This window comes from Variovorax sp. 10N420 (assembly GCF_056394705.1).
In genome coordinates, this window is sequence record NZ_JBFTIJ010000001.1 from 791,951 (window position 1) to 813,089 (window position 21,139).

General features: G+C 64.4%; 24 protein-coding genes. 15 read left to right on the plus strand and 9 right to left on the minus strand.

The window, feature by feature from the left end; all coding sequences use genetic code 11:
• Positions 1-42: 42 nt before the first annotated feature.
• On the minus strand, positions 43-2,040 hold the full coding sequence (locus tag AC1DEK_RS03630; RefSeq protein WP_478123815.1) for a DNA topoisomerase IV subunit B: 1,998 nt from the start codon (positions 2,038-2,040) through the stop codon (positions 43-45).
• A gap of 123 nt (positions 2,041-2,163) precedes the next feature.
• On the opposite strand from AC1DEK_RS03630, the gene AC1DEK_RS03635 reads away from it, so the two are divergent.
• From AC1DEK_RS03635 to AC1DEK_RS03660, 6 genes are all read left to right on the plus strand, one after another.
• Complete coding sequence (locus AC1DEK_RS03635) at positions 2,164-3,381, plus strand: MFS transporter (protein ID WP_478123816.1); 1,218 nt, start codon at positions 2,164-2,166, stop codon at positions 3,379-3,381.
• A gap of 7 nt (positions 3,382-3,388) precedes the next feature.
• Positions 3,389-3,529: a hypothetical protein gene (locus AC1DEK_RS03640; RefSeq protein ID WP_478123817.1), complete on the plus strand. Its 141-nt coding sequence runs from the start codon at positions 3,389-3,391 to the stop codon at positions 3,527-3,529.
• Positions 3,529-4,089, plus strand: a complete 561-nt coding sequence (locus tag AC1DEK_RS03645) for a class I SAM-dependent methyltransferase (RefSeq protein ID WP_478123818.1) — start codon at positions 3,529-3,531, stop codon at positions 4,087-4,089. The genes AC1DEK_RS03640 and AC1DEK_RS03645 overlap by 1 nt, the downstream gene beginning before the upstream one ends.
• 60 nt (positions 4,090-4,149) lie before the next feature.
• The gene (gene dapA, locus AC1DEK_RS03650; protein ID WP_478123819.1) at positions 4,150-5,076 is read left to right on the plus strand and encodes a 4-hydroxy-tetrahydrodipicolinate synthase; all 927 of its coding nucleotides are present in this window, start codon (positions 4,150-4,152) and stop codon (positions 5,074-5,076) included.
• A gap of 115 nt (positions 5,077-5,191) precedes the next feature.
• The gene (gene bamC / locus AC1DEK_RS03655) at positions 5,192-6,274 is read left to right on the plus strand and encodes an outer membrane protein assembly factor BamC (RefSeq protein WP_478123820.1); all 1,083 of its coding nucleotides are present in this window, start codon (positions 5,192-5,194) and stop codon (positions 6,272-6,274) included.
• 12 nt (positions 6,275-6,286) lie between these two features.
• Positions 6,287-7,063 (plus strand): MBL fold metallo-hydrolase, encoded by a 777-nt coding sequence (locus AC1DEK_RS03660; RefSeq protein WP_478123821.1) that lies wholly within the window; start codon positions 6,287-6,289, stop codon positions 7,061-7,063.
• Positions 7,064-7,150: 87 nt separating this feature from the next.
• Here the strand turns inward: AC1DEK_RS03660 and AC1DEK_RS03665 are convergent, their stop codons facing one another.
• From AC1DEK_RS03665 to AC1DEK_RS03675, 3 genes are all read right to left on the minus strand, one after another.
• Entirely contained in the window at positions 7,151-7,420 is a 270-nt protein-coding gene (locus AC1DEK_RS03665; protein ID WP_478123822.1) for a hypothetical protein, read from the minus strand.
• Positions 7,421-7,508: 88 nt separating this feature from the next.
• Positions 7,509-8,021: a hypothetical protein gene (locus AC1DEK_RS03670; RefSeq protein ID WP_478123823.1), complete on the minus strand. Its 513-nt coding sequence runs from the start codon at positions 8,019-8,021 to the stop codon at positions 7,509-7,511.
• Complete coding sequence (locus tag AC1DEK_RS03675; RefSeq protein WP_478123824.1) at positions 8,011-9,150, minus strand: JmjC domain-containing protein; 1,140 nt, start codon at positions 9,148-9,150, stop codon at positions 8,011-8,013. The genes AC1DEK_RS03670 and AC1DEK_RS03675 overlap by 11 nt, the downstream gene beginning before the upstream one ends.
• A gap of 14 nt (positions 9,151-9,164) precedes the next feature.
• Here AC1DEK_RS03675 and AC1DEK_RS03680 point away from each other — a divergent pair, with 14 nt between their 5' ends.
• Entirely contained in the window at positions 9,165-9,689 is a 525-nt protein-coding gene (locus tag AC1DEK_RS03680; RefSeq protein ID WP_478123825.1) for an FKBP-type peptidyl-prolyl cis-trans isomerase, read from the plus strand.
• Positions 9,690-9,790: 101 nt separating this feature from the next.
• Here AC1DEK_RS03680 and AC1DEK_RS03685 read toward each other — a convergent pair whose 3' ends face one another.
• The 3 genes from AC1DEK_RS03685 to coaBC form a co-directional block, all read right to left on the minus strand.
• The gene (locus AC1DEK_RS03685) at positions 9,791-10,282 is read right to left on the minus strand and encodes an outer membrane lipoprotein (protein ID WP_478123826.1); all 492 of its coding nucleotides are present in this window, start codon (positions 10,280-10,282) and stop codon (positions 9,791-9,793) included.
• A gap of 188 nt (positions 10,283-10,470) precedes the next feature.
• Positions 10,471-10,917 carry a dUTP diphosphatase gene (gene dut / locus AC1DEK_RS03690; protein ID WP_478123827.1) on the minus strand — a complete coding sequence of 149 codons (447 nt, stop codon included), beginning with the start codon at positions 10,915-10,917 and terminating at the stop codon, positions 10,471-10,473.
• Positions 10,918-10,959: 42 nt separating this feature from the next.
• The gene (coaBC, locus tag AC1DEK_RS03695; RefSeq protein WP_478123828.1) at positions 10,960-12,201 is read right to left on the minus strand and encodes a bifunctional phosphopantothenoylcysteine decarboxylase/phosphopantothenate--cysteine ligase CoaBC; all 1,242 of its coding nucleotides are present in this window, start codon (positions 12,199-12,201) and stop codon (positions 10,960-10,962) included.
• Positions 12,202-12,388: 187 nt separating this feature from the next.
• Between coaBC and AC1DEK_RS03700 the strand changes: the two genes are divergently transcribed.
• From AC1DEK_RS03700 to AC1DEK_RS03730, 7 genes are all read left to right on the plus strand, one after another.
• Positions 12,389-14,059 (plus strand): CTP synthase, encoded by a 1,671-nt coding sequence (locus AC1DEK_RS03700; protein WP_478123829.1) that lies wholly within the window; start codon positions 12,389-12,391, stop codon positions 14,057-14,059.
• On the plus strand, positions 14,056-14,913 hold the full coding sequence (kdsA, locus tag AC1DEK_RS03705; protein ID WP_478123830.1) for a 3-deoxy-8-phosphooctulonate synthase: 858 nt from the start codon (positions 14,056-14,058) through the stop codon (positions 14,911-14,913). Before AC1DEK_RS03700 ends, kdsA begins: the two co-directional genes overlap by 4 nt.
• Positions 14,910-15,197 carry a DUF1330 domain-containing protein gene (locus AC1DEK_RS03710; protein ID WP_478123831.1) on the plus strand — a complete coding sequence of 96 codons (288 nt, stop codon included), beginning with the start codon at positions 14,910-14,912 and terminating at the stop codon, positions 15,195-15,197. The genes kdsA and AC1DEK_RS03710 overlap by 4 nt, the downstream gene beginning before the upstream one ends.
• Positions 15,198-15,359: 162 nt before the next feature.
• On the plus strand, positions 15,360-16,643 hold the full coding sequence (gene eno, locus AC1DEK_RS03715) for a phosphopyruvate hydratase (protein WP_478123832.1): 1,284 nt from the start codon (positions 15,360-15,362) through the stop codon (positions 16,641-16,643).
• A gap of 75 nt (positions 16,644-16,718) precedes the next feature.
• Entirely contained in the window at positions 16,719-16,994 is a 276-nt protein-coding gene (ftsB, locus tag AC1DEK_RS03720) for a cell division protein FtsB (RefSeq protein ID WP_478123833.1), read from the plus strand.
• Positions 16,995-17,017: 23 nt separating this feature from the next.
• On the plus strand, positions 17,018-17,701 hold the full coding sequence (locus tag AC1DEK_RS03725) for an AAA family ATPase (RefSeq protein ID WP_478123834.1): 684 nt from the start codon (positions 17,018-17,020) through the stop codon (positions 17,699-17,701).
• Between the two features lie 49 nt (positions 17,702-17,750).
• Positions 17,751-18,743: a hypothetical protein gene (locus tag AC1DEK_RS03730; protein WP_478123835.1), complete on the plus strand. Its 993-nt coding sequence runs from the start codon at positions 17,751-17,753 to the stop codon at positions 18,741-18,743.
• A 1-nt stretch (position 18,744) separates the two neighbouring features.
• Here AC1DEK_RS03730 and hslO read toward each other — a convergent pair whose 3' ends face one another.
• Both hslO and AC1DEK_RS03740 read right to left on the minus strand, forming a co-directional pair.
• Positions 18,745-19,743, minus strand: coding sequence for an Hsp33 family molecular chaperone HslO (gene hslO, locus AC1DEK_RS03735; RefSeq protein WP_478123836.1), 999 nt, complete (start codon positions 19,741-19,743; stop codon positions 18,745-18,747).
• A 23-nt stretch (positions 19,744-19,766) separates the two neighbouring features.
• The gene (locus tag AC1DEK_RS03740; protein WP_478123837.1) at positions 19,767-20,291 is read right to left on the minus strand and encodes a gamma carbonic anhydrase family protein; all 525 of its coding nucleotides are present in this window, start codon (positions 20,289-20,291) and stop codon (positions 19,767-19,769) included.
• A 37-nt stretch (positions 20,292-20,328) separates the two neighbouring features.
• Between AC1DEK_RS03740 and AC1DEK_RS03745 the strand changes: the two genes are divergently transcribed.
• The gene (locus AC1DEK_RS03745) at positions 20,329-21,138 is read left to right on the plus strand and encodes a ferritin-like domain-containing protein (RefSeq protein WP_478123838.1); all 810 of its coding nucleotides are present in this window, start codon (positions 20,329-20,331) and stop codon (positions 21,136-21,138) included.
• Position 21,139: the final 1 nt, after the last annotated feature.

A 21,139-nucleotide genomic window follows, 5' to 3' on the forward strand; every position in this document is an offset into this window, starting at 1 on the left:
CCCCACCAGACCGTCCGCAACGTCACAAATTGTTCGAGGGGGTCACACATCGATCTCGACGTCGTCCGCGCGCAGCTCCATCAGTTCCCGGCGCGCGGCGGCTTCGCCCTTGCCCATGAGCTTGGTGATCTCGCCCTGCGTGCCGAGCACGTCGAAACGCCCGAGGCGGACTTGCAGCAGGCGGCGGGTGTCGGGGTTGAGCGTCGTTTCCCACAACTGCTCGGCGCTCATTTCGCCAAGGCCCTTGAAGCGGCTGATGCTCCATGCGCCTTCGCGCACGCCGTCCTTGCGGAGCTTGTCGAGAATCGCGGTCAATTCACCTTCGTCCAGCGCATACACCTTGGAAGCCGGCTTCTTGCCGCGTGCGGGCGCGTCGACGCGAAAGAGCGGCGGCTTGGCCACATACACGTGGCCCGTTTCGATCAGCTTCGGAAAGTGCCTGAAGAACAGCGTCAGCAACAGCACCTGGATGTGCGAACCGTCGACGTCCGCATCACTCAGGATGCAGATCTTTCCGTAGCGCAGGCCGGTCATGTCGGGCGTGTCGTCCGGCCCGTGCGGATCGACGCCGACCGCCACCGAGATGTCGTGGATTTCGGTGTTGGCAAACAGCCGGTCGCGCTCGACCTCCCAGGTGTTGAGCACCTTCCCCCGCAGCGGCAGGATCGCCTGGCTTTCCTTGTCGCGGCCCATCTTGGCGCTGCCGCCAGCCGAATCCCCTTCGACGAGAAAGACTTCGTTGTGCGCGATGTCCTTGCTCTCGCAGTCGGTCAGCTTGCCCGGCAGCACGGCCACGCCGGAACCCTTGCGTTTCTCGACCTTCTGGCCGGCCCTCTGGCGCGTCTGCGCAGCCTTGATCGCCAGTTCAGCGAGCTTTCTGCCGTAGTCGACATGCTGGTTGAGCCACAGCTCCAGCGCCGGCCGGACAAAGCTGGACACCAGCCGCACCGCATCGCGCGAATTGAGCCGTTCCTTGATCTGGCCCTGGAACTGTGGATCGAGCACCTTGGCCGAGAGCACGTACGAAGCGCGCGCAAAGACGTCCTCGGGCAGCAGCTTCACGCCCTTGGGCAGCAGCGAATGCAGTTCGATGAAGCTTTTGACCGCATTGAAGAGACCATCGCGCAGGCCGCTCTCGTGCGTGCCGCCGGCGCTGGTCGGGATCAGGTTGACGTAGCTCTCGCGCACGGGCTGGCCGTCTTCGGTGAAGGCGACGCACCAGTCCGCGCCTTCGCCTTCGGCAAAGTTGTCGGCGTTCTTGTCCGCATGTCCTGCGCCTTCGAAAAGGGGAATGACAGGGTCGCCGTTGAGCGTCTGCATCAGGTAGTCGCGAAGACCCCCTTTGTAGAGCCACGTCTGTGTTTCCTTGGTCTTTTCGACCACGAGCGTGACGGTGACGCCCGGCATCAGAACAGCCTTGCTTCGCAGGAGATGCGTGAGCTCGTTGATCGGGAGCGCCGGCGATTCGAAGTACTTCGGATCGGGCCATGCCCGCACCGTGGTGCCTTGCTTGCGGTCACGCGGGCCGTCGCCGTTGGAGGCGGCCGCGACTTCCTGCGGGCGCACTTTCAGTTTGTCGATGACGTCGCCGGCGGCAAAAGCGATCTGCGCGACCGAGCCCTCGCGGTACGACGTCACTTCCAGCCGCTTCGAAAGCGCGTTGGTCACCGACACGCCCACCCCGTGCAGGCCGCCGGAGAAGCTGTAGGCGCCGCCGGAGCCCTTGTCGAACTTGCCACCGGCGTGCAGGCGCGTGAACACCAGCTCGACGACCGGCGCCTTTTCTTCGGGATGCAACCCGAATGGAATGCCGCGACCGTCGTCTTCGACGCTGGTCGAGCCGTCGGCGTGCAGCGTGACCTTGATTTTCTTGCCGTACCCCGCGAGCGCCTCATCGGCGGCGTTGTCCAGTACTTCCTGAATGATGTGCAGCGGGTTGTCGGTGCGGGTGTACATGCCCGGCCGCTGCTTGACGGGCTCGAGCCCCTTGAGGACGCGTATAGACGCCTCGCCGTAACTGCCTGGTTCCTTGCTTGCCATGGCGCGGGATTCTAGGGCTCGCGCCCGACAGCGCGGTGGCGCATCAGTCCGATGAGCAAATATCAACAATCGCATCGCGTTCGCCGCACACGCGCGATGCGCCTTTTCGGTACATTGCCCGGAATGACTTCCTCCCCCACCCAGCCTCTCAGCGTCAAGCAGGTTCTCATCTGCGGCGCCATGATCGTCACGATGTCCATGGGCATCCGGCATGGGTTCGGGCTTTGGCTGCAGCCGATCACGCAGGAAAACGGATGGTCGCGGCAGGCCTTCTCGCTGGCCATCGCCATCCAGAATCTTTCCTGGGGCGTGATCGGCGTGTTCGCCGGGATGCTGGCCGACAAGCTGGGGGCCTTCCGCGTCCTGCTGGCCGGCGCCGTGCTCTATGCGCTGGGCCTGGTCGGCATGGCCTTTTCGACTTCGACCTTCATCTTCGCGCTGACGGCCGGTGTGCTGATCGGTGCCGCGCAGGCCGGCACGACCTACGCAGTCATCTACGGCGTGATCGGCCGGCAAATCGCGCCCGAGCGGCGCTCCTGGGCCATGGGCGTGGCCGCGGCCGCGGGCTCGTTCGGGCAGTTCCTCATGGTGCCGGTCGAAGGGCTGCTGATTGCCCATCTCGGCTGGCAGACCGCACTGGTGGTGCTCGCAATGATGGTGCTGATCATCGTACCACTGGCCTTCGGCCTTCGCGAGCCGCGCGTGGCGGCGAGTTCCGTGCGCCGCAGCCAGACCATTGGCGAAGCCATCCGGGAAGCCCTCAAATATCGGAGCTTCATGCTGCTGACCGCCGGCTATCTGGTTTGCGGCTTCCAGCTGGCGTTCATTGGCGTGCACATGCCGAGCTACCTGCGTGACAAGGGCCTGCCGCCCGAAGTCGCGAGCTACGCGCTCGCGCTGGTCGGCCTCTTCAACGTCTTCGGCACGTACACCGCCGGAGCGCTCGGCGCGCGGCTGGCAAAGCGCAAGCTGCTCGCAGCGATCTACATCGCCCGCGCGCTGGCGATCGCCTTGTTCGTGGTCGTTCCGATCTCGCCCCTGACGGTGTATGTCTTTGCGAGCGTGATGGGGTTCCTGTGGCTGTCGACCGTGCCGCTGACGAGCGGCATCGTGGCGCAGATCTTTGGCGTGGCGCATCTCTCCATGCTGGGCGGCGTCGTCTTTTTCAGCCACCAGGTGGGTTCGTTCCTGGGGGTGTGGCTTGGCGGCTATCTCTACGATCGCACCGGCAGCTACGACGTCGTCTGGTACATGGCCATCGCGCTCGGCGTGTTCGCGGCGCTGATCAACCTGCCGGTGAAGGAAGGCGCCATCGTGCGCCCGGCGGCGCAACCGGCCTGAGAGCGCCATGCGAAGCCCGAACCGCGAACGCCTGATCCACGCCGGCTGGCTCGCGGCAGCAATGGCCGCGCTGGCGGGCGTGTTCGCCCTCTATACGCGCCCCGCGTTCCTCGTGACCCTGATCGACCAGCTCTGGGCTTGCTTCTGATGCCACCCGATCACCACTCGCTGGCCCCGTTGCCCTGGATCGTCCGCTGGTCGTCTTTGCTGGCGCCGGGCGCTACCGTGCTGGACGTCGCCTGCGGTTCGGGCCGCCATATGCGCTGGTTCGCCGAACGCGGCCATGCGGTCACGGGTGTGGATCGGTCGCCGGAAGCGGTCGCGACGGCGGCACCCTACGGGCGGGTTCTTCAGGCCGACATCGAGGAAGGCCCGTGGCCTTTCGCCGGACAGGTGTTCGGCGCAGTGGTCGTTACCCGGTATCTCTGGCGTCCGCGGCTGCCAGATATCGTGGCAGCCGTCGCGCCGGGCGGGGTTTTGCTTTATGAAACCTTTGCGCAAGGCAACGAAACGGTCGGCAAACCGTCCCGGCCCGACTTCCTGCTGAAGCCCGGCGAGCTGCTGGCCGCTTGCGCCGACCTGCAGGTCATCGCGTATGAAAACGGCTTCCTCGCCTCGCCCGATCGCTTCGTCCAGCGCATCGCGGCCGTCCGTCCGGAGCCGACGGCGCCGGGCGCGCCATCGCGGTATCCGCTCCAGGACCCGTAGGCTCGCGGCCCTGCTCACCACGGGCAGGTCCTGAGTCGGGCGCCGCGGCGGATCAGTAGAATGCTCTCTTTTCGTCCAACCGACAAAGAGATCCCCTTGGAGCAACTGACAGGCAGCATCGTCGCACTGGTCACGCCGATGCTTGACGACGGCAGCGTCGACTATCCCGCACTGCGCCGACTCATCGACTGGCACATCGACGAAGGAACGGATTGTCTCGGCGTGGTCGGAACCACCGGCGAGTCCCCCACCGTCGACGTCGAAGAGCACTGCGAAATCATCCGCGTCTCGGTCGAACAGGCCCGGGGCCGCGTTCCAGTCATGGCCGGCTGCGGTGCCAATTCCACCAAGGAAGCCATCGAGCTCGCCAGGTTCGCCAAGGGCGTCGGCGCCGATTGCCAGCTCCAGGTCGTCCCCTACTACAACAAGCCGACACAGGAAGGCCAGTTCCAGCACTTCAAGGCCATCGCCGAAGCTGTGGGTGACCTCCCGATCGTGCTCTACAACGTGCCAGGCCGCACCGTCGCCGATATGGCGCACGACACCGTGCTGCGCCTCGCGCAAGTGCCCGGCATCATCGGCATCAAGGAAGCGACGGGCAACATCGAGCGCGCCCAATGGCTGATCCGCGAAGTGCCCAAGAATTTCGCGGTGTATTCGGGGGACGACCCCACCGCCGTCGCACTGATGCTATGCGGCGGTCAAGGCAACATCAGCGTCACCGCCAACGTGGCGCCACGCAAGATGCACGAGCTTTGCGTGGCGGCAATCGCCGGCGACGTGAAGCGCGCGATGCAGATCCAGTTCGAGCTGATGCCGCTGCATCGCCATCTCTTTGTTGAACCCAACCCCATTCCGGTCAAGTGGGCCATGGCACGGCTGGGCCTGTGCGGCGGCGCGTTGCGCCTGCCCCTGACCGAGCTTGCCGAAGCCGGCCGGCCGGTCGTGGAGGCAGCCCTGCGCGCCAGCGGCCTCCTCAAGGATTGACCCATCTTTACTGCGCTGTTTGCGAACCCGGCAACCTTTTGCCCGGACTGCGCTCTGAAACTGCGGGCGCTGCAGCCCATCGATTGAGCTAAACATTCCTAGAAGGAAGACGACGTTGAACACCATTTCGCGATTCGCACTGCTGGCGCTGGTCACCAGTCTTGCCGCTTGCTCGGTCCTCGAAAGCGACAAGATCGACTACAAGAGCGCCGGCAAGGCACCCACACTCGAAGTGCCGCCCGACCTGACGCAGTTGTCGCGCGACAACCGCTACGTGGTGCCCGGCGGTGCCGTCACCGCCAACAGCTACCAGGCAGGCCTTGCCAATGCGCCGAGCCTTCCGACGGCCGTGAGCTCCGTGGGCGACGTGCGCATGGAACGCTCGGGCACGCAGCGCTGGCTGGTCATCAACCGACCGGCGGACCAACTCTGGGAGCCCGTCAAGGACTTCTGGCAAGAGAGCGGCTTTCTGCTCACCACCGAGCAGCGCAACCTCGGCATCATGGAAACCGACTGGGCCGAAAACCGCGCCAAGCTGCCGCAGGACATCATCCGCAGCACGGTCGGCAGGTTCATGGATTCGGTCTATTCGACCGGCGAACTCGACCGCTTCCGCACGCGCATGGAACGCACGCCGACGGGCACCGAGATCTTCATCAGCCACCGCGGCATGCAAGAGGTCTACAGCACCAACACCAAGGACCAGACGGTGTGGCAGCCGCGCCCGAGCGATCCTGAACTCGAAGCCGAATTCCTCCGCCGCCTGATGGTGAAGCTCGGCGTGTCGCAAGAGCAATCGAAGGTGCTCGCCGCGGCTGCCGCCCCTGCGCAAACCGCCCGCGTCGCGAACGTCAGCGGCCAACCGGTCGTGCAAATCAGCGAAGGCTTCGAACGCGCATGGCGCCGCGTGGGCCTGGCGCTCGACCGTACCGGCTTCACCGTCGAAGACCGCGACCGCAGCGCCGGCACCTACTTCGTCCGCTACGTGCCGCCGAAGGCAGACAAGAACGAGGCGGGCTTCTTCGGCAAGCTGTTCACCTTCGGCTCAAGCAAGTCCGAGGCACCGCTCAAGTTCCGCATCCTCGTCAAGAGCCAGGGCGATACGAGCACCGTGTCTGTGCTCGACGGCACCGGCGCACCGGACAGCACCGCCAACGCGCAGCGCATCGTCCAGGTCATCGCTGACGACCTGAAGTAAAGCCAGGCTCGCATGCTCCGCTTCCGCAGCCTGGGCAGCGGCAGCACCGGCAACGCCACGCTGGTCGAAGCGACCAGCGGCGGCCGAACGTCACGGCTCCTGGTCGACTGCGGCTTTGCGCTGCGTCACCTGGACGCCCGCCTCGCGCACGCCGGCGTCGCTGCCTGTGACATCGACGCCGTTTTCATCACGCATGAACACGGCGACCACATCGGCTGCGCGCACGCGCTCTCAAGGCGCGAACGCATTCCGGTCTGGATGAGCGAAGGAACATGGCTCGCCACCGGTGGCCGCGATTTCCAGGGCCGCCTGAACCTCGCAAGGGACGGCCTCGAAATCGTGATGGGCGATCTGCTCGTGCAGCCCTTCACCGTGCCGCATGATGCGCGCGAACCGCTACAGCTTCGTTGCACCGATGGCGCGCGCAGCCTCGGCATCCTGACCGATTTAGGCCATGCAACGCCGCACGTGCTGGCCCGGCTGATGCAGCTGGACGCCTTGTTGCTCGAGTTCAACCATGACAGCGAAATGCTGGCGGGCTCTGCATACCCACCCTTTCTCAAGATGCGCGTCGGGGGCAACTACGGCCATCTGTCGAATATCGCCGCGGCGGCCATTGCGCGCGCGGTGTGTCATCCGGGGCTTCGGCATGTGGTTGGCGCTCATTTGAGCGAGCAGAACAACAGGCCGGACGTCGTGCGGCGTGCCATGGCCGAAGCTCTGGGTGCGAGCGAACACGAGATGCTCACCGCCACCGCCGCCGAAGGCTCGCCCTGGCTGGATCTCTGACGATCTGATGGACTCGCTCTGAAGATCAGAACCCAGTCCATGAAAAAGGCCGCCCTCGGGCGGCCTTCGCATTCACGGATGGACACATCAGGGCTTGGAAGGAGCCGTTCCGTCCTGCTGCTTCTTGGCCTGATCCGTCGCCGAGTTGGCCGCGTCGAGCGCTGAAGACGAAGCGCCGGGCGTCGCTGTCGACGATGCAGCAGGCGCAGCAGGTGCAGGCGCCGGAGCGGTTGTCGCCGGAGCGGGCGTTGTTGATGCTGCTGGTGCTGCCGGTGGGACCGCAGACTCATCCTTTTTTCCGCAGGCCGTCAACGCGGCGGCGGCGATCAATGATGCGAGCAAGAGAGACTTCTTCATTACGTGGCTCCTTTGGATGAAGGTTTCGAAAATTCTAGACCCGCATCTGCACGCGGATAAGTCTCAGGCCCCGATTCGCGGCATTGGCTTACAAGCCCAGAGTCGAGGTCGGAAAGCCGGATTTCGCATGGCGAAGACACTCTTCGATACGCTCGCGAATGGCACGGCGCCCCTCCGGACTGTGCCCGCAGACACCCCGCACATGCTCAACGTCGATGCGATGCAAAAACCATGATGGCGTCCAGATGGCGCTCGGCACCTGCGGAAGACCCGGTCCATCGCAAACGCGGCAGTCGATGATGTGGCCCCACATACGGCGCCAGTGAACGAATCGCGCGTGGTGGCGCTGAAACACATCGAAGGTCCTGGCGAGCAGAACGAGACTGCGACCCGAAGACGCCCATGCCTGAAGCGCTTCGATGACCGAGCGTTCGCCGAGGGGCCAGTCGTTGAAGTCCGGATCGCTCCATACGACTTCGCGCCAATTCTGCTGCGATGCGGCCGCCAAGGCGCTGCGCAGATGAAGGTCGAACGCATCGCGACCGTCGAATGCGCCTTTGGGCAGTTGAATGGCGGCGGCGCCCTCGCTTTCACTCGGCATGGGCCCATCCTGCTTCGCACCAGTCGCTCAATAGCGCTAGCGCATCGTCGCTCGCGGCGGCCAAGTCGCGCGGGCCGAGGGTGCGCTGGTCCGCCAACCGGCGCATGAGCTTGGCATCGCGACCCGAGGCACGAAAACTCTCGCCGTTGATGTAGAGATGGCGCGCGTCATACAGCATGCGCGTGCGCCGATCCAGTGCAATGGCGTTCAGATCGGCAGGCGGCTCGCCCTGGTCGAACCAGACGGTCGGCTTGGGTTCGGTCATGGATTCGCCCAGTGCGCGATCGATCACGTCTTCATCGCGCATGACGGCAAGGACGGCTTGGCGCGCAAAAGCTTGCAGCCCAGCCGGCATTTCCGCGGGATTGGCGAGCGCAGGCTGAGCGGGGTCGCGGTAGTGCACCGCGGCTTGGCCGACTGCGTCCTGCACGGCATCGGCCTGCGCTTCGGCGATGCGCGCCAGCAGGTCGGCGCCGAGCGGCGCAGCGGCAGGCGAACGAAGACCGATCGAGTAGGTCACGCAATCGCCGCCAACCGCGACGCCATCGTGCGCATAGCGCGGCGGCAGATACAGCATGTCGCCAGGCTCGAGGATGAAAGTCTGTTCAGGCTCGAACTGCGCGAGGATCTTGAGCGGGACATCCGGTTGAAGCCGCAGATCGCGCTGACGACCGATCGACCAGCGGCGGCGACCCTGCGCCTGGAGCAGAAACACGTCGTAGCTGTCGAAATGCGGCCCGACGCCACCGCCGTCGCTCGCGTAGCTGATCATCAAATCGTCCAGCCGCGCGTCGGGCACGAATCGAAACCGCTGCAACAACTCATGCACACCCTGATGGTGCAGATCGACTCCCTGGACCAGAAGCGTCCACGCGGCTTGCTTCAATGACGGCAGCGCCCGCCGAGCGAACGGCCCGTGTCGCAGTGACCAACCGGTCTTCGCATGGCGTATCAGGCGAGATTCGACGCCCTCCTGCGCAGCCAAATCGAACAGTTGTGCCCGCTCGATTGGTGGCACCATGTCGGGCACTGCCTGTCGAATCAGCAGCGGCTTCTTCTGCCAGTGACGGCGCATGAACTGCTGAGCACTTAAGCCGCCAAGCAGGGGCAAGGGTTGATCAATCTCCATGGGAGAATTCTGCAATGGAAATCTCTGAACAATGCGTGGTCGGCTTGACTTGGACGCTGAAAGACACGCTGGGCGAAGTGCTGGACGTGCTGGACGAGCCCGTCGAATTCCTCGTCGGTGGTGAGGATCTCTTCGACGCGATCGAAGCTGCGCTGCTTGGCCATGAGCCGGGCGCCCGGGTGCAACTGCAGTTGGAGCCCGAGCAGGCTTTCGGCGACTTCAACGACCAATTGCTGTTTCTTGAACCTCGCAATCTTTTCCCCGAAGGGACTGAAGAAGGCATGACCTTCGACGGTGCGGCACTTCCGGCAGGCGTGAACCCGGACATGCCGAAAGATGTCCTCTACACAGTGAGCGAGATCTATCCGGATCACCTGGTGCTCGACGGCAACCATCCTCTGGCCGGTATCGCGATCCGGCTGGACATGACGGTGAGATCGGTGCGCGAAGCGACGGAAGAAGAAATCGGACGCGGCACAGCCGGCACCGGCTTTTTCAAGATCCCGACGACGGCGCCGGGGAATGATCTCCTGCACTGAGCATCCCCCGCAGACCATCCGCGAACCATCCGGAAACGGGCATAAAAAAGCCGGGCATTGCCCGGCTTTTTCCGTTGGACCGGACCGCTACGACGCGCTGCTCAGTAGCGCGAAATCTGGCCGTTGTCGATTCGCACACGGTCGCCGATGCGAAGGTCGCCGGGCGAAGGAACGTCGAAAGCGCGATAGCCGCCGTTGTCCGTCTGGACCGACACGCGGTAGCTTTCATACACGCGAGGCCGGTTGTTGTTGGCTTCGACGCTGTTGCCCAGCAAGGCACCGCCGACCACGCCCAGCGCGGTTGCCGCTGCGCGGCCGTTTCCGCTGCCGATCTGGTTGCCCAGCACACCACCGACCAAGCCGCCGGCAACTGCACCGCCACCAGAAGTGGGCGCGCCGGACGACTGGCTGCGGATGACCTCGATGTTGGCCACGCGACCGTATTCGACGTAGGGCCCTTGCGCCACAGGTTGCGGCGGCTGGTACGGATAGCGCCCCGTTTCATAAACCGGTTGCGGCGCCACGCAAGCGGTAAGAGCAGAAATGGCGAGCACCGAAGCGGTGACAGCCAAGAGACGGGTTGGATTTTTCATGATGTATTGCTTCCTCAAAATACGGCGCCATTGACGCGCCCCATCCATGACTTAACGTCCGGGCAGCGGCCACGATGACTGACGTGGACACATGCTGAAACTTTCGACGCTGCGGCGCGTATCGGGTTCCTGTCTTTACGCGTGGGAAACGTGTTCAAGGCAGTGCGAGTGGCTGCCTACAAAAGCGATCAGTGTTTACCGGTCGAGCCGTAACCGCCCTCGCCACGTTCGCTGGGCGGAAACTCGCCGACGACGTTGAATTGCGCCTGCACCACTGGCACGATCACGAGTTGCGCCAGCCGCTCCATCGGCTGCAGGACAAAGGGCGTGTCGCTGCGGTTCCAGGCGCTGATCTTGAGTTCGCCCTGGTAGTCACTGTCGATCAGGCCCACGAGGTTGCCCAGCACGATGCCGTGCTTGTGACCGAGCCCGGAGCGCGGCAGGATCATCGCGGCAAAGCCCGGGTCGGCGAGATGGATCGCGATGCCGGTTCCCACCAGCTGCCAGCCGTTCGGCTCAAGGGTGATGGGCGCATCCAGGCAAGCCCGGAGGTCCAGCCCGGCACTGCCCGGGGTTGCGTAGGCTGGCAGTTGGTCCTGCATGCGGGGATCGAGGATGCGAACGTCGACTTTCACTGAAGATGCCTTTGGCTTTCGGATGGGTTGGGATGGGTTGATCTACGGATTCTTGCCGGCGGCGGCATAGGCGGGGAGCCGCGAGGCGATCTCCACCACCAGCTCGCGCGCCAGCGTCAATTTGGGCGCCCTCGGCAGTTCACGGACACCATTCGCGTCGACCAGCAGGAGGCTGTTGTCGTCCTGCCCGAAGGTCAGCGGACCGATGTTGCCCACCAGCAGCGGAATGCCCTTGCGCTCTCGCTTGGCCTTGGCGTGCTCGAGGAGGTTCTCACTCTCCGCCGCAAAGCCGACGCAGAAGAGTTCGCCACCCTTGGCTCGTTTGCCCTGCGCGACCGTCAAGAGGATGTCCTCGTTCTCGACGAAGTGCAGGACGGGCGGCTTGCCGCTGCCGTCCTTCTTGATCTTCTGCGCGCTGTGAGAAGCCGGACGCCAATCGGCCACCGCCGCGGTCGCAACAAAGACCGATGCCGTCGCCACGGAGCGGAGAGTCGCTTCGAGCATTTCCTGCGCGGATTTGACGTCGACACGCTGCACGCCGCGCGGCGTCGGCAGATGGACCGGTCCGGCCACCAAGGTGACTTGGGCGCCGGCATCGCGTGCTGCCCGTGCGATGGCGAAGCCCATTTTTCCGGACGAATGATTGGTGATGCCGCGGATCGGATCGAGTGCCTCGAAAGTCGGCCCGGCGGTGACGACCACGCGCTGGCCCGAGAGCACCTTGGGCTGGAACTGCGCGACGATTTCTTCGAAGAGCTGCTCGGCCTCCAGCATGCGTCCATCGCCCGTTTCGCCGCACGCCTGCCAGCCGTTTCCGACCCCCAGCACACGCGCACCATCGGCGTCCACCTGGCGGAGATTGCGCTGCGTCGCCGGATGGCCCCACATCTCGCGGTTCATCGCCGGCGCGATCAAGAGCGGCACGCGATCCATCGGCCGCGCGAGGCACATCAGGCTCAACAGTTCATCCGAGCGCCCCTGCACTAGCCGCGCGATGAAATCCGCGCTCGCGGGCGCCAGCACGATGGCATCCGCCTCGCGGCTCAAGTTGATGTGCGGCATGTTGTTGAGCTCGCGCGCATCCCACTGCGAGGTGTATACAGGCCGCCCCGACAGCGCCTGCATAGTGACCGGCGTGATGAACTGCGTCGCCGCTTCCGTCATCACCACCTGCACGGTCGCGCCCGCCTTCACCAGCAGCCGGCACAGCTCGGCCGACTTGTAGCAGGCGATCCCCCCCGTCAGTCCCAAAACGATGTGTTTGCCCGCAAGTTCTTGTTGCATCAAAGCAGTTTAATGCCGCCCACGCGCGCCGCACTGGGTGTTCGCGAGGGCCGCCGCGCGCGGCCGCCCGAAGCGGCCGGCCCGCCCCCGGCAGGGGGTAGGCGCAGCGACACGCAGTGCGCGAAGCCTGGGGGGGAGCCTATACAATCCCCATTTCCCACTTCCCGGATCTGCATCCGGAGCTGGCATGACCAAATTTGTCTTCGTCACCGGTGGCGTGGTGTCTTCCCTGGGCAAGGGAATCGCTTCCGCCTCGCTCGCCGCCCTTCTTGAATCGCGCGGCCTCCAAGTCACCCTCATCAAGCTCGATCCGTACATCAACGTCGACCCGGGCACGATGTCGCCGTTCCAGCATGGCGAAGTGTTCGTCACGGACGACGGGGCGGAAACCGACCTCGACCTCGGCCACTACGAGCGCTTCATCACGACCCGCATGCGGCGCGCCAACAACTTCACCACCGGCCAGATCTACAAGACCGTGCTCGAAAAAGAGCGTCGCGGAGACTATCTCGGCAAGACGGTGCAGGTCATTCCGCACATCACCAACGAAATCCAGGAATACGTCAAGCGCGGCGCCGGTATCGGTACCGCCCATGAAGTCGACGTCGCGATCGTCGAGATCGGCGGCACGGTCGGCGACATCGAATCCCTGCCCTTCCTCGAAGCCGTGCGCCAGATGAGCCTGCGCATGGGACCGAACAATTCGGCTTTCGTGCACCTGAGCTACGTGCCCTGGATCGCCGCCGCCGGCGAACTCAAGACCAAGCCAACCCAGCACACCGCGCAGAAGCTGCGCGAAATCGGCATCCAGGCCGACGCCCTGCTGTGCCGCGCCGACCGGCCCATTCCCGACGACGAGCGCGCCAAGATCTCGCTCTTCTCGAACGTGCCCGAATGGGGCGTGATCTCGATGTGGGACGTGGACACCATCTACAAGGTGCCGCGCATGCTTCACGAGCAGGGTCTGGACGGCCTCATCTGCGACAAGCTGCGCATCAACACGCCGCCGGCCAAGCTCAAGCGCTGGGACGACCTCGTGTATGAGGTCGAGCATCCGCAGAAGGAAGTCACCATTGCAATGGTCGGCAAATACGTGGACCTCTCCGACAGCTACAAGTCGCTGAATGAAGCGCTGCGCCATGCGGGCATGAAGAACCATGCGCGCGTGAAGATCGACTACGTCGACTCCGAAACCATCACGCCGCAGGACGTTGCGCGGCTCGCCAAGTACGACGCGATCCTGGTGCCCGGCGGATTCGGCCAGCGCGGCGTCGAAGGCAAGATTGCCGCCGCGCGTTTCGCACGCGAAACCAAGGTTCCGTACCTGGGCATCTGCCTCGGCATGCAGGTGGCGACGATCGAATATGCCCGCAACGTGGCCGGCCTCAAGAACGCCAACAGCACCGAATTCGAGCCCGACACGCCCTGCCCCGTGATCGCGCTGATCACCGAATGGAAGGACGCGGACGGCACCGTCAAGGTCCGCAACGAGAAGTCCGATCTCGGCGGCACGATGCGCCTCGGCGCGCAGAGCTCCGACGTGGCGCCCGGCACCTTAGCGCACAGCATCTACGGCGACGTCGTGACCGAGCGCCACCGCCATCGCTACGAAGCCAACGTCAACTACCTCGACGAATTGCGCCGTGCCGGCCTGGTGATCTCGGCCCTCACCCAGCGCGAGCACCTGACTGAAATCGTCGAACTGCCGCAAGGCGTGCATCCGTGGTTCATGGGTGTGCAATTCCACCCCGAATTCAAGTCCACACCATGGAGCGGCCATCCGTTGTTCAACGCGTTCATCAAGGCAGCGCTGGAACACCAGAATGCGGACAAGAAGGCTTTGAAGGTGGTGGCATGAAGCTTTGCGGGTTCGACATCGGGCTGGATAGAAGGTTTTTCCTGATCGCGGGCCCGTGCGTGGTCGAGTCCGAGCAGCTTCAGATGGACACCGCCGGCACGCTGAAGGAAATCACGGCCTCGCTGGGCATCCCCTTCATCTTCAAGAGCAGCTTCGACAAGGCCAATCGCTCGTCGGGCACGAGCTTTCGCGGTCCGGGCCGGGAGCGCGGTCTTGAGATCCTCGCGAAGGTCAAGCGCGAACTGGGCCTGCCGGTGCTGACGGACGTGCACACCGAAGACGACATCACTGCTGCGGCCGCAGTGGTCGACGTGCTCCAGACCCCCGCGTTCCTGTGCCGCCAGACCGACTTCATCCGCGCCGCGGCGCAATCGGGCAAGCCGGTGAACATCAAGAAGGGCCAGTTCCTCGCGCCCCACGACATGAAGAACGTGATCGACAAGGCGCGTGCGGCGGCCAAGGAAAAGGGCTTGCCCGAAGACCTCTTCATGGCATGCGAGCGGGGTGCGAGCTTCGGCTACAACAACCTCGTTTCCGATATGCGCTCGCTCGCGATCATGCGCGAGACCGGCGCCCCGGTGGTCTTCGATGCCACGCACTCCGTGCAGTTGCCCGGCGGCCAGGGAACCACTTCCGGCGGACAACGCGAGATGGTGCCCGTGCTGTCGCGTGCCGCAGTGGCGGTGGGCGTGGCAGGCCTGTTCATGGAAACCCATCCAGACCCTGCCAAGGCACTGAGCGACGGCCCCAACGCCGTGCCTCTCAAGCACATGAAGGCGCTGCTCGAAACGCTGGTCGCGCTCGACACCGTTACCAAGAAGAACCCATTCCTCGAGGATACTTTTCAAGCATGAGCGCCTACATCATCGCCAGCGTCCAGGTCACCAATCCCGCGCAGTACGAGGATTACAAGAAGTGGTCCTCGGAAGCCATGAAGGCGTATGGTGCCGAAGTCTGCGTGCGCGGCGGCAAGGTCGAAGTGCTTGAAGGCGACTGGCATCCCGAGCGCATCGTGATCCTCAAGTTTCCCAACGTGGAGGCCGCGAAGAAATTCAATGATTCGCCCGAATACAGCAAGGCGCGTGCTTCGCGCCAGGGTGCCGCGGTCATGCGAATGATCGTCGTCGAAGGTATTTAATAAGCTGACCCCCAGGTTGGCTCACTTCGTGTAGCCGCCCACCCCCTTTCAGGGGGCGATACCAGCAGCCCGGCGAAGCCGGTTCTGCGGTATCCCTGGGATGAGACTGTGCATGTTTTGATCGCTGAGTGATTACAAGGTTTTTTTCGGAGCAAGAGAACAATGAGTGCAATCGTAGACATCGTCGGGCGCGAAATCCTCGACAGCCGCGGCAACCCCACCGTCGAATGCGACGTGTTGCTCGAATCGGGCACCATGGGCCGCGCGGCCGTCCCTTCGGGCGCTTCGACCGGGTCGCGCGAAGCGATCGAACTGCGTGACGGCGACAAGAGCCGCTATCTCGGCAAGGGCGTGCTCAAGGCAGTCGAGAACATCAACACCGAGATTTCGGAATCGGTGCTCGGCCTGGACGCCAGCGAACAGGCTTTCCTGGACCGCACGCTGAACGACCTGGACGGTACGGACAACAAGGCCCGCCTGGGCGCGAACGCCACGCTGGCCGTGTCGATGGCCGTGGCCCGTGCGGCTGCCGAAGAGTCGGGCCTGCCCCTCTACCGCTACTTCGGCGGCATGGGCGGCATGCAGTTGCCGGTGCCGATGATGAACGTCATCAACGGCGGCGCGCATGCCAACAACAGTCTCGACCTGCAGGAGTTCATGATCATCCCCGTGGGCGCGACAAGCTTCCGCGAGGCCGTGCGCTACGGCGCCGAAGTGTTCCACGCGCTCAAGAAGATCCTCGGCGACCGCGGCATCAGCACGGCGGTGGGCGACGAAGGCGGATTCGCGCCGAGCGTCGAAAGCCACGAAGCGGCGATCCAGCTGATCCTCGAAGCCATCGACAAGGCCGGCTACACGGCCGGCGAACAGATTGCCCTGGGCCTGGACTGCGCCGCCAGCGAGTTCTACAAGGACGGCAAGTACGTCCTCTCCGGCGAAAACCTCAGCCTCTCCGCCGAAAGCTGGACCGACATGCTGGCGACCTGGGTCGACAAGTACCCGATCATCAGCATCGAAGACGGCATGCACGAAGGCGATTGGGACGGCTGGAAGCACCTGACCGAGCGCCTCGGCAAGCGCGTGCAGCTGGTCGGCGACGATCTCTTCGTGACCAACACGAAGATCCTGCAAGAAGGCATCGACAAGGGCATCGCCAATTCGATCCTGATCAAGATCAACCAGATCGGCACGCTGACCGAAACTTTCGCCGCCATCGAAATGGCCAAGCGCGCGGGCTACACCGCGGTCATCAGCCACCGCTCGGGCGAAACCGAAGACAGCACCATCGCGGACATCGCAGTCGGCACCAACGCCGGTCAGATCAAGACGGGTTCGCTGTCGCGCTCGGACCGCATCGCCAAGTACAACCAGTTGCTGCGCATCGAGGAAGACCTCGGCGACGTCGCGAGCTACCCCGGCCGTGCGGCCTTCTACAACCTGAAATGAAGCCCGCCCCCAGGATCACTGATCCAGCGGCCCTGGGGTCGGTGAAGTCCGCCTGAAGGCGTACCGGCCATTCCCATGCGCTCACGCATCGTCCCGATCATCCTTGTCCTGTTGCTGCTGATTGTTCAATGGCAGCTTTGGACCGGGCGCGGCAGCGTCCGCGACGTGGCGCAACTTCAAGAGAAGCTGACCCAGCAAAAAGAGGCCAACGCCCGCGCCGCGCTCGCCAATGAGCGGCTGGCGAACGAAGTCAACGATCTCAAGGAGGGGCTGGAAATGGTCGAAGAGCGCGCCCGCCAGGAGTTGGGCATGGTCAAGCCCAACGAAGTGTTCGTGCAGATCACGCACTGAATGGCTTCAAGCTCGGCGGCAACGTGACGCCCGCTCTCCCCATTGGCTGTGTCATCGCGGTTCTGGGTGCGCAAGGCACCGGCAAGACCCAGCTCGCAAGTGCTCTCACCGCGCGCCTCGTGCAGCGCGGCATCGCCGCCGAACTCGTGCCCGACGTTTCGCTCGAATGGCGGACGCGCCTCGCGCGTGAACCGGACGATATCGAGCGGGCCGAAATGGCCGCCGAACAAGCGTTTCGCATCGCATCGGCGGCTGAACAGGGCGTGGTCGTCGCGGACACCACCGCCCTGACCACGGCGGTCGAAGGCGAAGTGCGATCGGAGCGGTCGGGCCCCTCGAACGAGAACTCCCTGTATCAACTGGCACTGGCCGCACACCGCGGCTATGCCGTCACGCTGCTGATGGCGCTCGACTTGCCACGCCGGGAAGAGCCCGCGACGAATAATCGAGCGCAAAGGACCGATGCCCTGTTGCGAGCCGCCCTCACGCGCTTTGGCTCACCTTTCGCCGTCATCCACGGCCGCGGCCCGGAGCGTCTTGCCAGCGCATGGAACGCGATCAATTCCCGTGCCGAATCGGCGGGCGTATCGTCCACCTCAGGCCGATCGGCGAACGGCGAGAGGCCCTGGTTCTGGCCTTGCGACAAATGCTCCGATCCGGCTTGCGAACACCGGCTGTTTCGCGATCTCCTGGCCAAGCGCTCTTAGAGTTCACGGCGCACCCCGGGTCCACACCTCATTCACGATCAAAGACCAGATGGCAAGTTCGTTGCACTCCAGAGCCTTTGCCGCCGCCGGCTTTCTCATCACTCTGGCTTGTTCCTTCGGGGCAGCCTGGGCGGCGCCAGCCAGCGTCATCGTCGAAAACCAGACGCGCCCCACGGCCTGCGCCGAGGAAGACAACGTCTCCCTGACGCTTCGGGGCGAAGGCATCCGGCGATTCCGGGTCGAAGCGCTGCAGCCGGCGTATATCAATTCGATCAAGGGTGACGTCACCGCACCGGATTTCTCCGGCTGCAACTTCGACGGCGGCGCGCATCCGACGGATCCAAGCTTCGCATTCAAGCAGCGTCGCGTCGTGCTTCACGACGGCAAGCAATGGACGATCGTCGGAATGACCCTGCCGACCTTCTGGCGCCCCAACCGGGTGCCGGTCAAGGTGGGTGCGCACTCGGGCGACGATTTCCACCTGATCCAGATCTTCGCCAAAGGCAAAGCAAAAGGTCACGGTAGCAAACCGATGGAGGCGCTGGTGCTCTATCCCGCCGACGGCTACTGGCGCCTCAAGCCGCTGCCGCTGCCCGGATTTGGCGATGGCGTGTACGGATCGTCTTTCCTGATGGGGCCGGTGGCGCAAGATGGCCGCCCGGTGGTGAACATCGCCTCGATCACGATCCAGCCGCAGCCCTTGTCGATTCACCTTCGTTTCGCGGATGGCGGCAGCGCGGTGGTCAAGGTTGCCGAGATCAGCCAGAAGCGCACCGCGCTCGACGTGGCACTTCAACCGCCGACGCAGGCCACGCGGCCATTCGCGGTGCTGCGATCGATGTATGTGGCGGCCGACAACGCCGACATGAGCGACATCGAATGGCAAGCAAGCCGGTCGGCCGAACCGCAGAAGACGCCACTGCAGCAGGTCACGACGCTGCAGGCCGCACAAGTCCGCTTCGGACGAACGATTCCATCGCGTCACAACACCAGCGCACCCGACATCCGCTTCAGCGGATTCGAGGCATCGCCGCGCGACTGATCTACTGCACGATGGCCGTGCCGGGCATCTGGTCGCCCGGCGCCGTGAAGATCTGCGCGGCATCGACCGCATCGAAACGGTATTGCTTGCCGCAGAAGTCGCAACCGACCTCGATGTCGCCGCGCTCGGCGAGGATGCTCTCGGCCTCTTCTTGACCGAGCCCGCGGATCATTCCCTCCACGCGGGCACGTCCGCAGGTGCACGCAAAATGCGGCCCCAGCATTCCGGATTGCGGCTCAAAGCGCAGGACCTTTTCTTCCCAGAACAGGCGGCGAAGAATGGTGTCGACGTCCAGCGTCAGCAGTTCGTCGCGCGTGAGGCTCGAAGCAAGGATCGAAATCCGGTTGTAGTCCTCGTTGAAACCGATCTGGTCCTGCTGGGCCTGGTCCTGATTGCCCTTCGCGGTGCCTTCGAGATTGGCCTCGCCCTTGACGGGCAGGCGCTGGATCAGCAAGCCCGCCGCCACCTTGTCGTCGGCCGCCAGCACGAGCGTGGTGTCGAGCTGTTCGCTCTGCAACATGTAGTGCTGCAGCACGTCGCTCAGGCGATCGAGCTTCTGACCCTCGTCACCGACGAGCGGCACCACACCCTGGTACGCCTGCTGGCCCGGGAGCTTGTCCTTGGGGTCGAGCGTGATCGCGCATCGCCCCTTGCTGTGCACGTTGACCATGTCAGGGAGCCGTGCGTCGGCGGACAGCTCGCCAGTCACCTTGGCGGTGGCGCGCAGGCTGAGATCCGGCTTGACCTCCGCGACGGCGATCTTGACCGGGCCGTCACCGAAGATCTGCAGGATCAACGCGCCGTTGAACTTGATGTTGGACTGCATCAGCGTGGCCGCGGCCGTCATCTCGCCGAGGAGCTCAGCCACGGGCGCGGGATACGCGCCTGTCGCCGTATTGGACGCGCGGCGCGCCAGGATTTCCTGCCAGGCATCCGTCAGGCGCACGATCATCCCGCGCACCGGCAGGCCGTCGAACAGGAACTTGTGCAACTCGCTCAATTGGAACTCGCTCTCCCGCCGCTTCAGGCGATTTTCTTGAGGCCCTTCGCAAAGCGACGGCCGTTTTCCACATAGTGCTCGGCGCTCTGCCGCAGCTTGGCGGCAGCCGCATCGTCGAGCGTGCGAACCACCTTGGCGGGCGAGCCGATGATGAGCGAGTTGTCCGGGAATTCCTTGCCCTCGGTCACGACACTGCCGGCGCCAACGATCGAATTGCGGCCGATCCTGGCGTTATTCAAGATCACCGCCTGAATCCCGACCAGCGAGTTGTCGCCGATGGTGCAGCCGTGCAGCATGACCTGATGGCCGACTGTGACGTTTTCGCCGATGGTCAGCGGGCAGCCGTGGTCGGCATGGAGCACCGACAGGTCCTGCACATTGCTGTTGCGACCGATGCTGAGCGATTCGGTGTCCCCGCGCAGCACCGCGCCGAACCAGACGCTCGCGTTTTCCGCGAGCACGACATTGCCGATCACCTGCGCGCTGTCGGCGACCCAGGCGCCTTCGCCAAGCTGCGGCGCCACGCCGTCGAGTTCATACAAGGCCATCGCGGAGTCTCCAAGGTCAAAAACTAGAATTGTAGGGATGCACCCCCGCCTTCGCGCTCTGGCAGCGCTTCGCCTGACCGATCCCGAACAGAAGGTGGGGGCTGCGCGCGCGGTCTTCGCGCAACTCGGTGCGCCAGGCGCTCACGCCCTCGCCACGCCCGTGCGACAGCCCGGTGACGAAGCCGGCGTCCCCGGCCGTCCGGAGCGACCGCTGCGCGTGTCCGCCACCGCCGTCGAAAAGCGCTCGCCCTTCACGCCCGAAGGCCGCGCCGCGCTGATCCACTCGATCTGCCACATCGAGTTCAACGCGATCAATCTCGCGCTCGATGCCGCGTGGCGCTACGACGGCATGCCCGAGGCCTACTACAGCGACTGGCTGCGGGTGGCCGACGAGGAAGCACAGCATTTCACACTGCTGCACGATCACCTGCGTGGCATGGGCTACAGCTACGGCGACTTCAGCGGCCATGACGGCCTCTGGAACATGTGCGAGAAGACCAAGGACGATGTGGTCGCGCGCATGGCCCTGGTACCGCGTACGCTCGAAGCCCGCGGCCTCGACGCGACGCCGTTGATCCAGGCCAAGCTGCGCCGCGTCAACACGCCTGATGCGTTGGAGGCGTGCGCCATCCTCGACATCATCCTGCGCGACGAGGTAGGGCATGTGGCAATCGGCAATCGCTGGTACCGCTGGCTGTGCACACGCGATGCGCTCGATCCGGTCTTGCACTATCGCCTGCTCTATCGCCGGCACGAGGCGCCGCGTCTGAAGGCGCCGTTCAACATGGATGCGCGCGCCCGCGCCGGCTTTACCGAAGAAGAGTTGCAGGCGCTTGCACAGGCCTGAC

Coding starts and splice junctions, on each gene's coding strand:
- AC1DEK_RS03700 (WP_478123829.1), top strand. CDS start 12,389: ATGACCAAATTTGTCTTCGTCACCGGTGGCGTGGTGTCTTCCCTGGGC.
- AC1DEK_RS03660 (WP_478123821.1), top strand. CDS start 6,287: ATGCTCCGCTTCCGCAGCCTGGGCAGCGGCAGCACCGGCAACGCCACG.
- AC1DEK_RS03675 (WP_478123824.1), bottom strand. CDS start 9,150: ATGGAGATTGATCAACCCTTGCCCCTGCTTGGCGGCTTAAGTGCTCAG.
- AC1DEK_RS03710 (WP_478123831.1), top strand. CDS start 14,910: ATGAGCGCCTACATCATCGCCAGCGTCCAGGTCACCAATCCCGCGCAG.
- dapA (WP_478123819.1), top strand. CDS start 4,150: ATGCTCTCTTTTCGTCCAACCGACAAAGAGATCCCCTTGGAGCAACTG.
- AC1DEK_RS03730 (WP_478123835.1), top strand. CDS start 17,751: ATGGCAAGTTCGTTGCACTCCAGAGCCTTTGCCGCCGCCGGCTTTCTC.
- AC1DEK_RS03680 (WP_478123825.1), top strand. CDS start 9,165: ATGGAAATCTCTGAACAATGCGTGGTCGGCTTGACTTGGACGCTGAAA.
- AC1DEK_RS03740 (WP_478123837.1), bottom strand. CDS start 20,291: ATGGCCTTGTATGAACTCGACGGCGTGGCGCCGCAGCTTGGCGAAGGC.
- AC1DEK_RS03630 (WP_478123815.1), bottom strand. CDS start 2,040: ATGGCAAGCAAGGAACCAGGCAGTTACGGCGAGGCGTCTATACGCGTC.
- AC1DEK_RS03745 (WP_478123838.1), top strand. CDS start 20,329: ATGCACCCCCGCCTTCGCGCTCTGGCAGCGCTTCGCCTGACCGATCCC.
- eno (WP_478123832.1), top strand. CDS start 15,360: ATGAGTGCAATCGTAGACATCGTCGGGCGCGAAATCCTCGACAGCCGC.
- AC1DEK_RS03670 (WP_478123823.1), bottom strand. CDS start 8,021: ATGCCGAGTGAAAGCGAGGGCGCCGCCGCCATTCAACTGCCCAAAGGC.
- AC1DEK_RS03645 (WP_478123818.1), top strand. CDS start 3,529: ATGCCACCCGATCACCACTCGCTGGCCCCGTTGCCCTGGATCGTCCGC.
- AC1DEK_RS03685 (WP_478123826.1), bottom strand. CDS start 10,282: ATGAAAAATCCAACCCGTCTCTTGGCTGTCACCGCTTCGGTGCTCGCC.
- coaBC (WP_478123828.1), bottom strand. CDS start 12,201: ATGCAACAAGAACTTGCGGGCAAACACATCGTTTTGGGACTGACGGGG.
- AC1DEK_RS03665 (WP_478123822.1), bottom strand. CDS start 7,420: ATGAAGAAGTCTCTCTTGCTCGCATCATTGATCGCCGCCGCCGCGTTG.
- AC1DEK_RS03640 (WP_478123817.1), top strand. CDS start 3,389: ATGCGAAGCCCGAACCGCGAACGCCTGATCCACGCCGGCTGGCTCGCG.
- kdsA (WP_478123830.1), top strand. CDS start 14,056: ATGAAGCTTTGCGGGTTCGACATCGGGCTGGATAGAAGGTTTTTCCTG.
- ftsB (WP_478123833.1), top strand. CDS start 16,719: ATGCGCTCACGCATCGTCCCGATCATCCTTGTCCTGTTGCTGCTGATT.
- AC1DEK_RS03635 (WP_478123816.1), top strand. CDS start 2,164: ATGACTTCCTCCCCCACCCAGCCTCTCAGCGTCAAGCAGGTTCTCATC.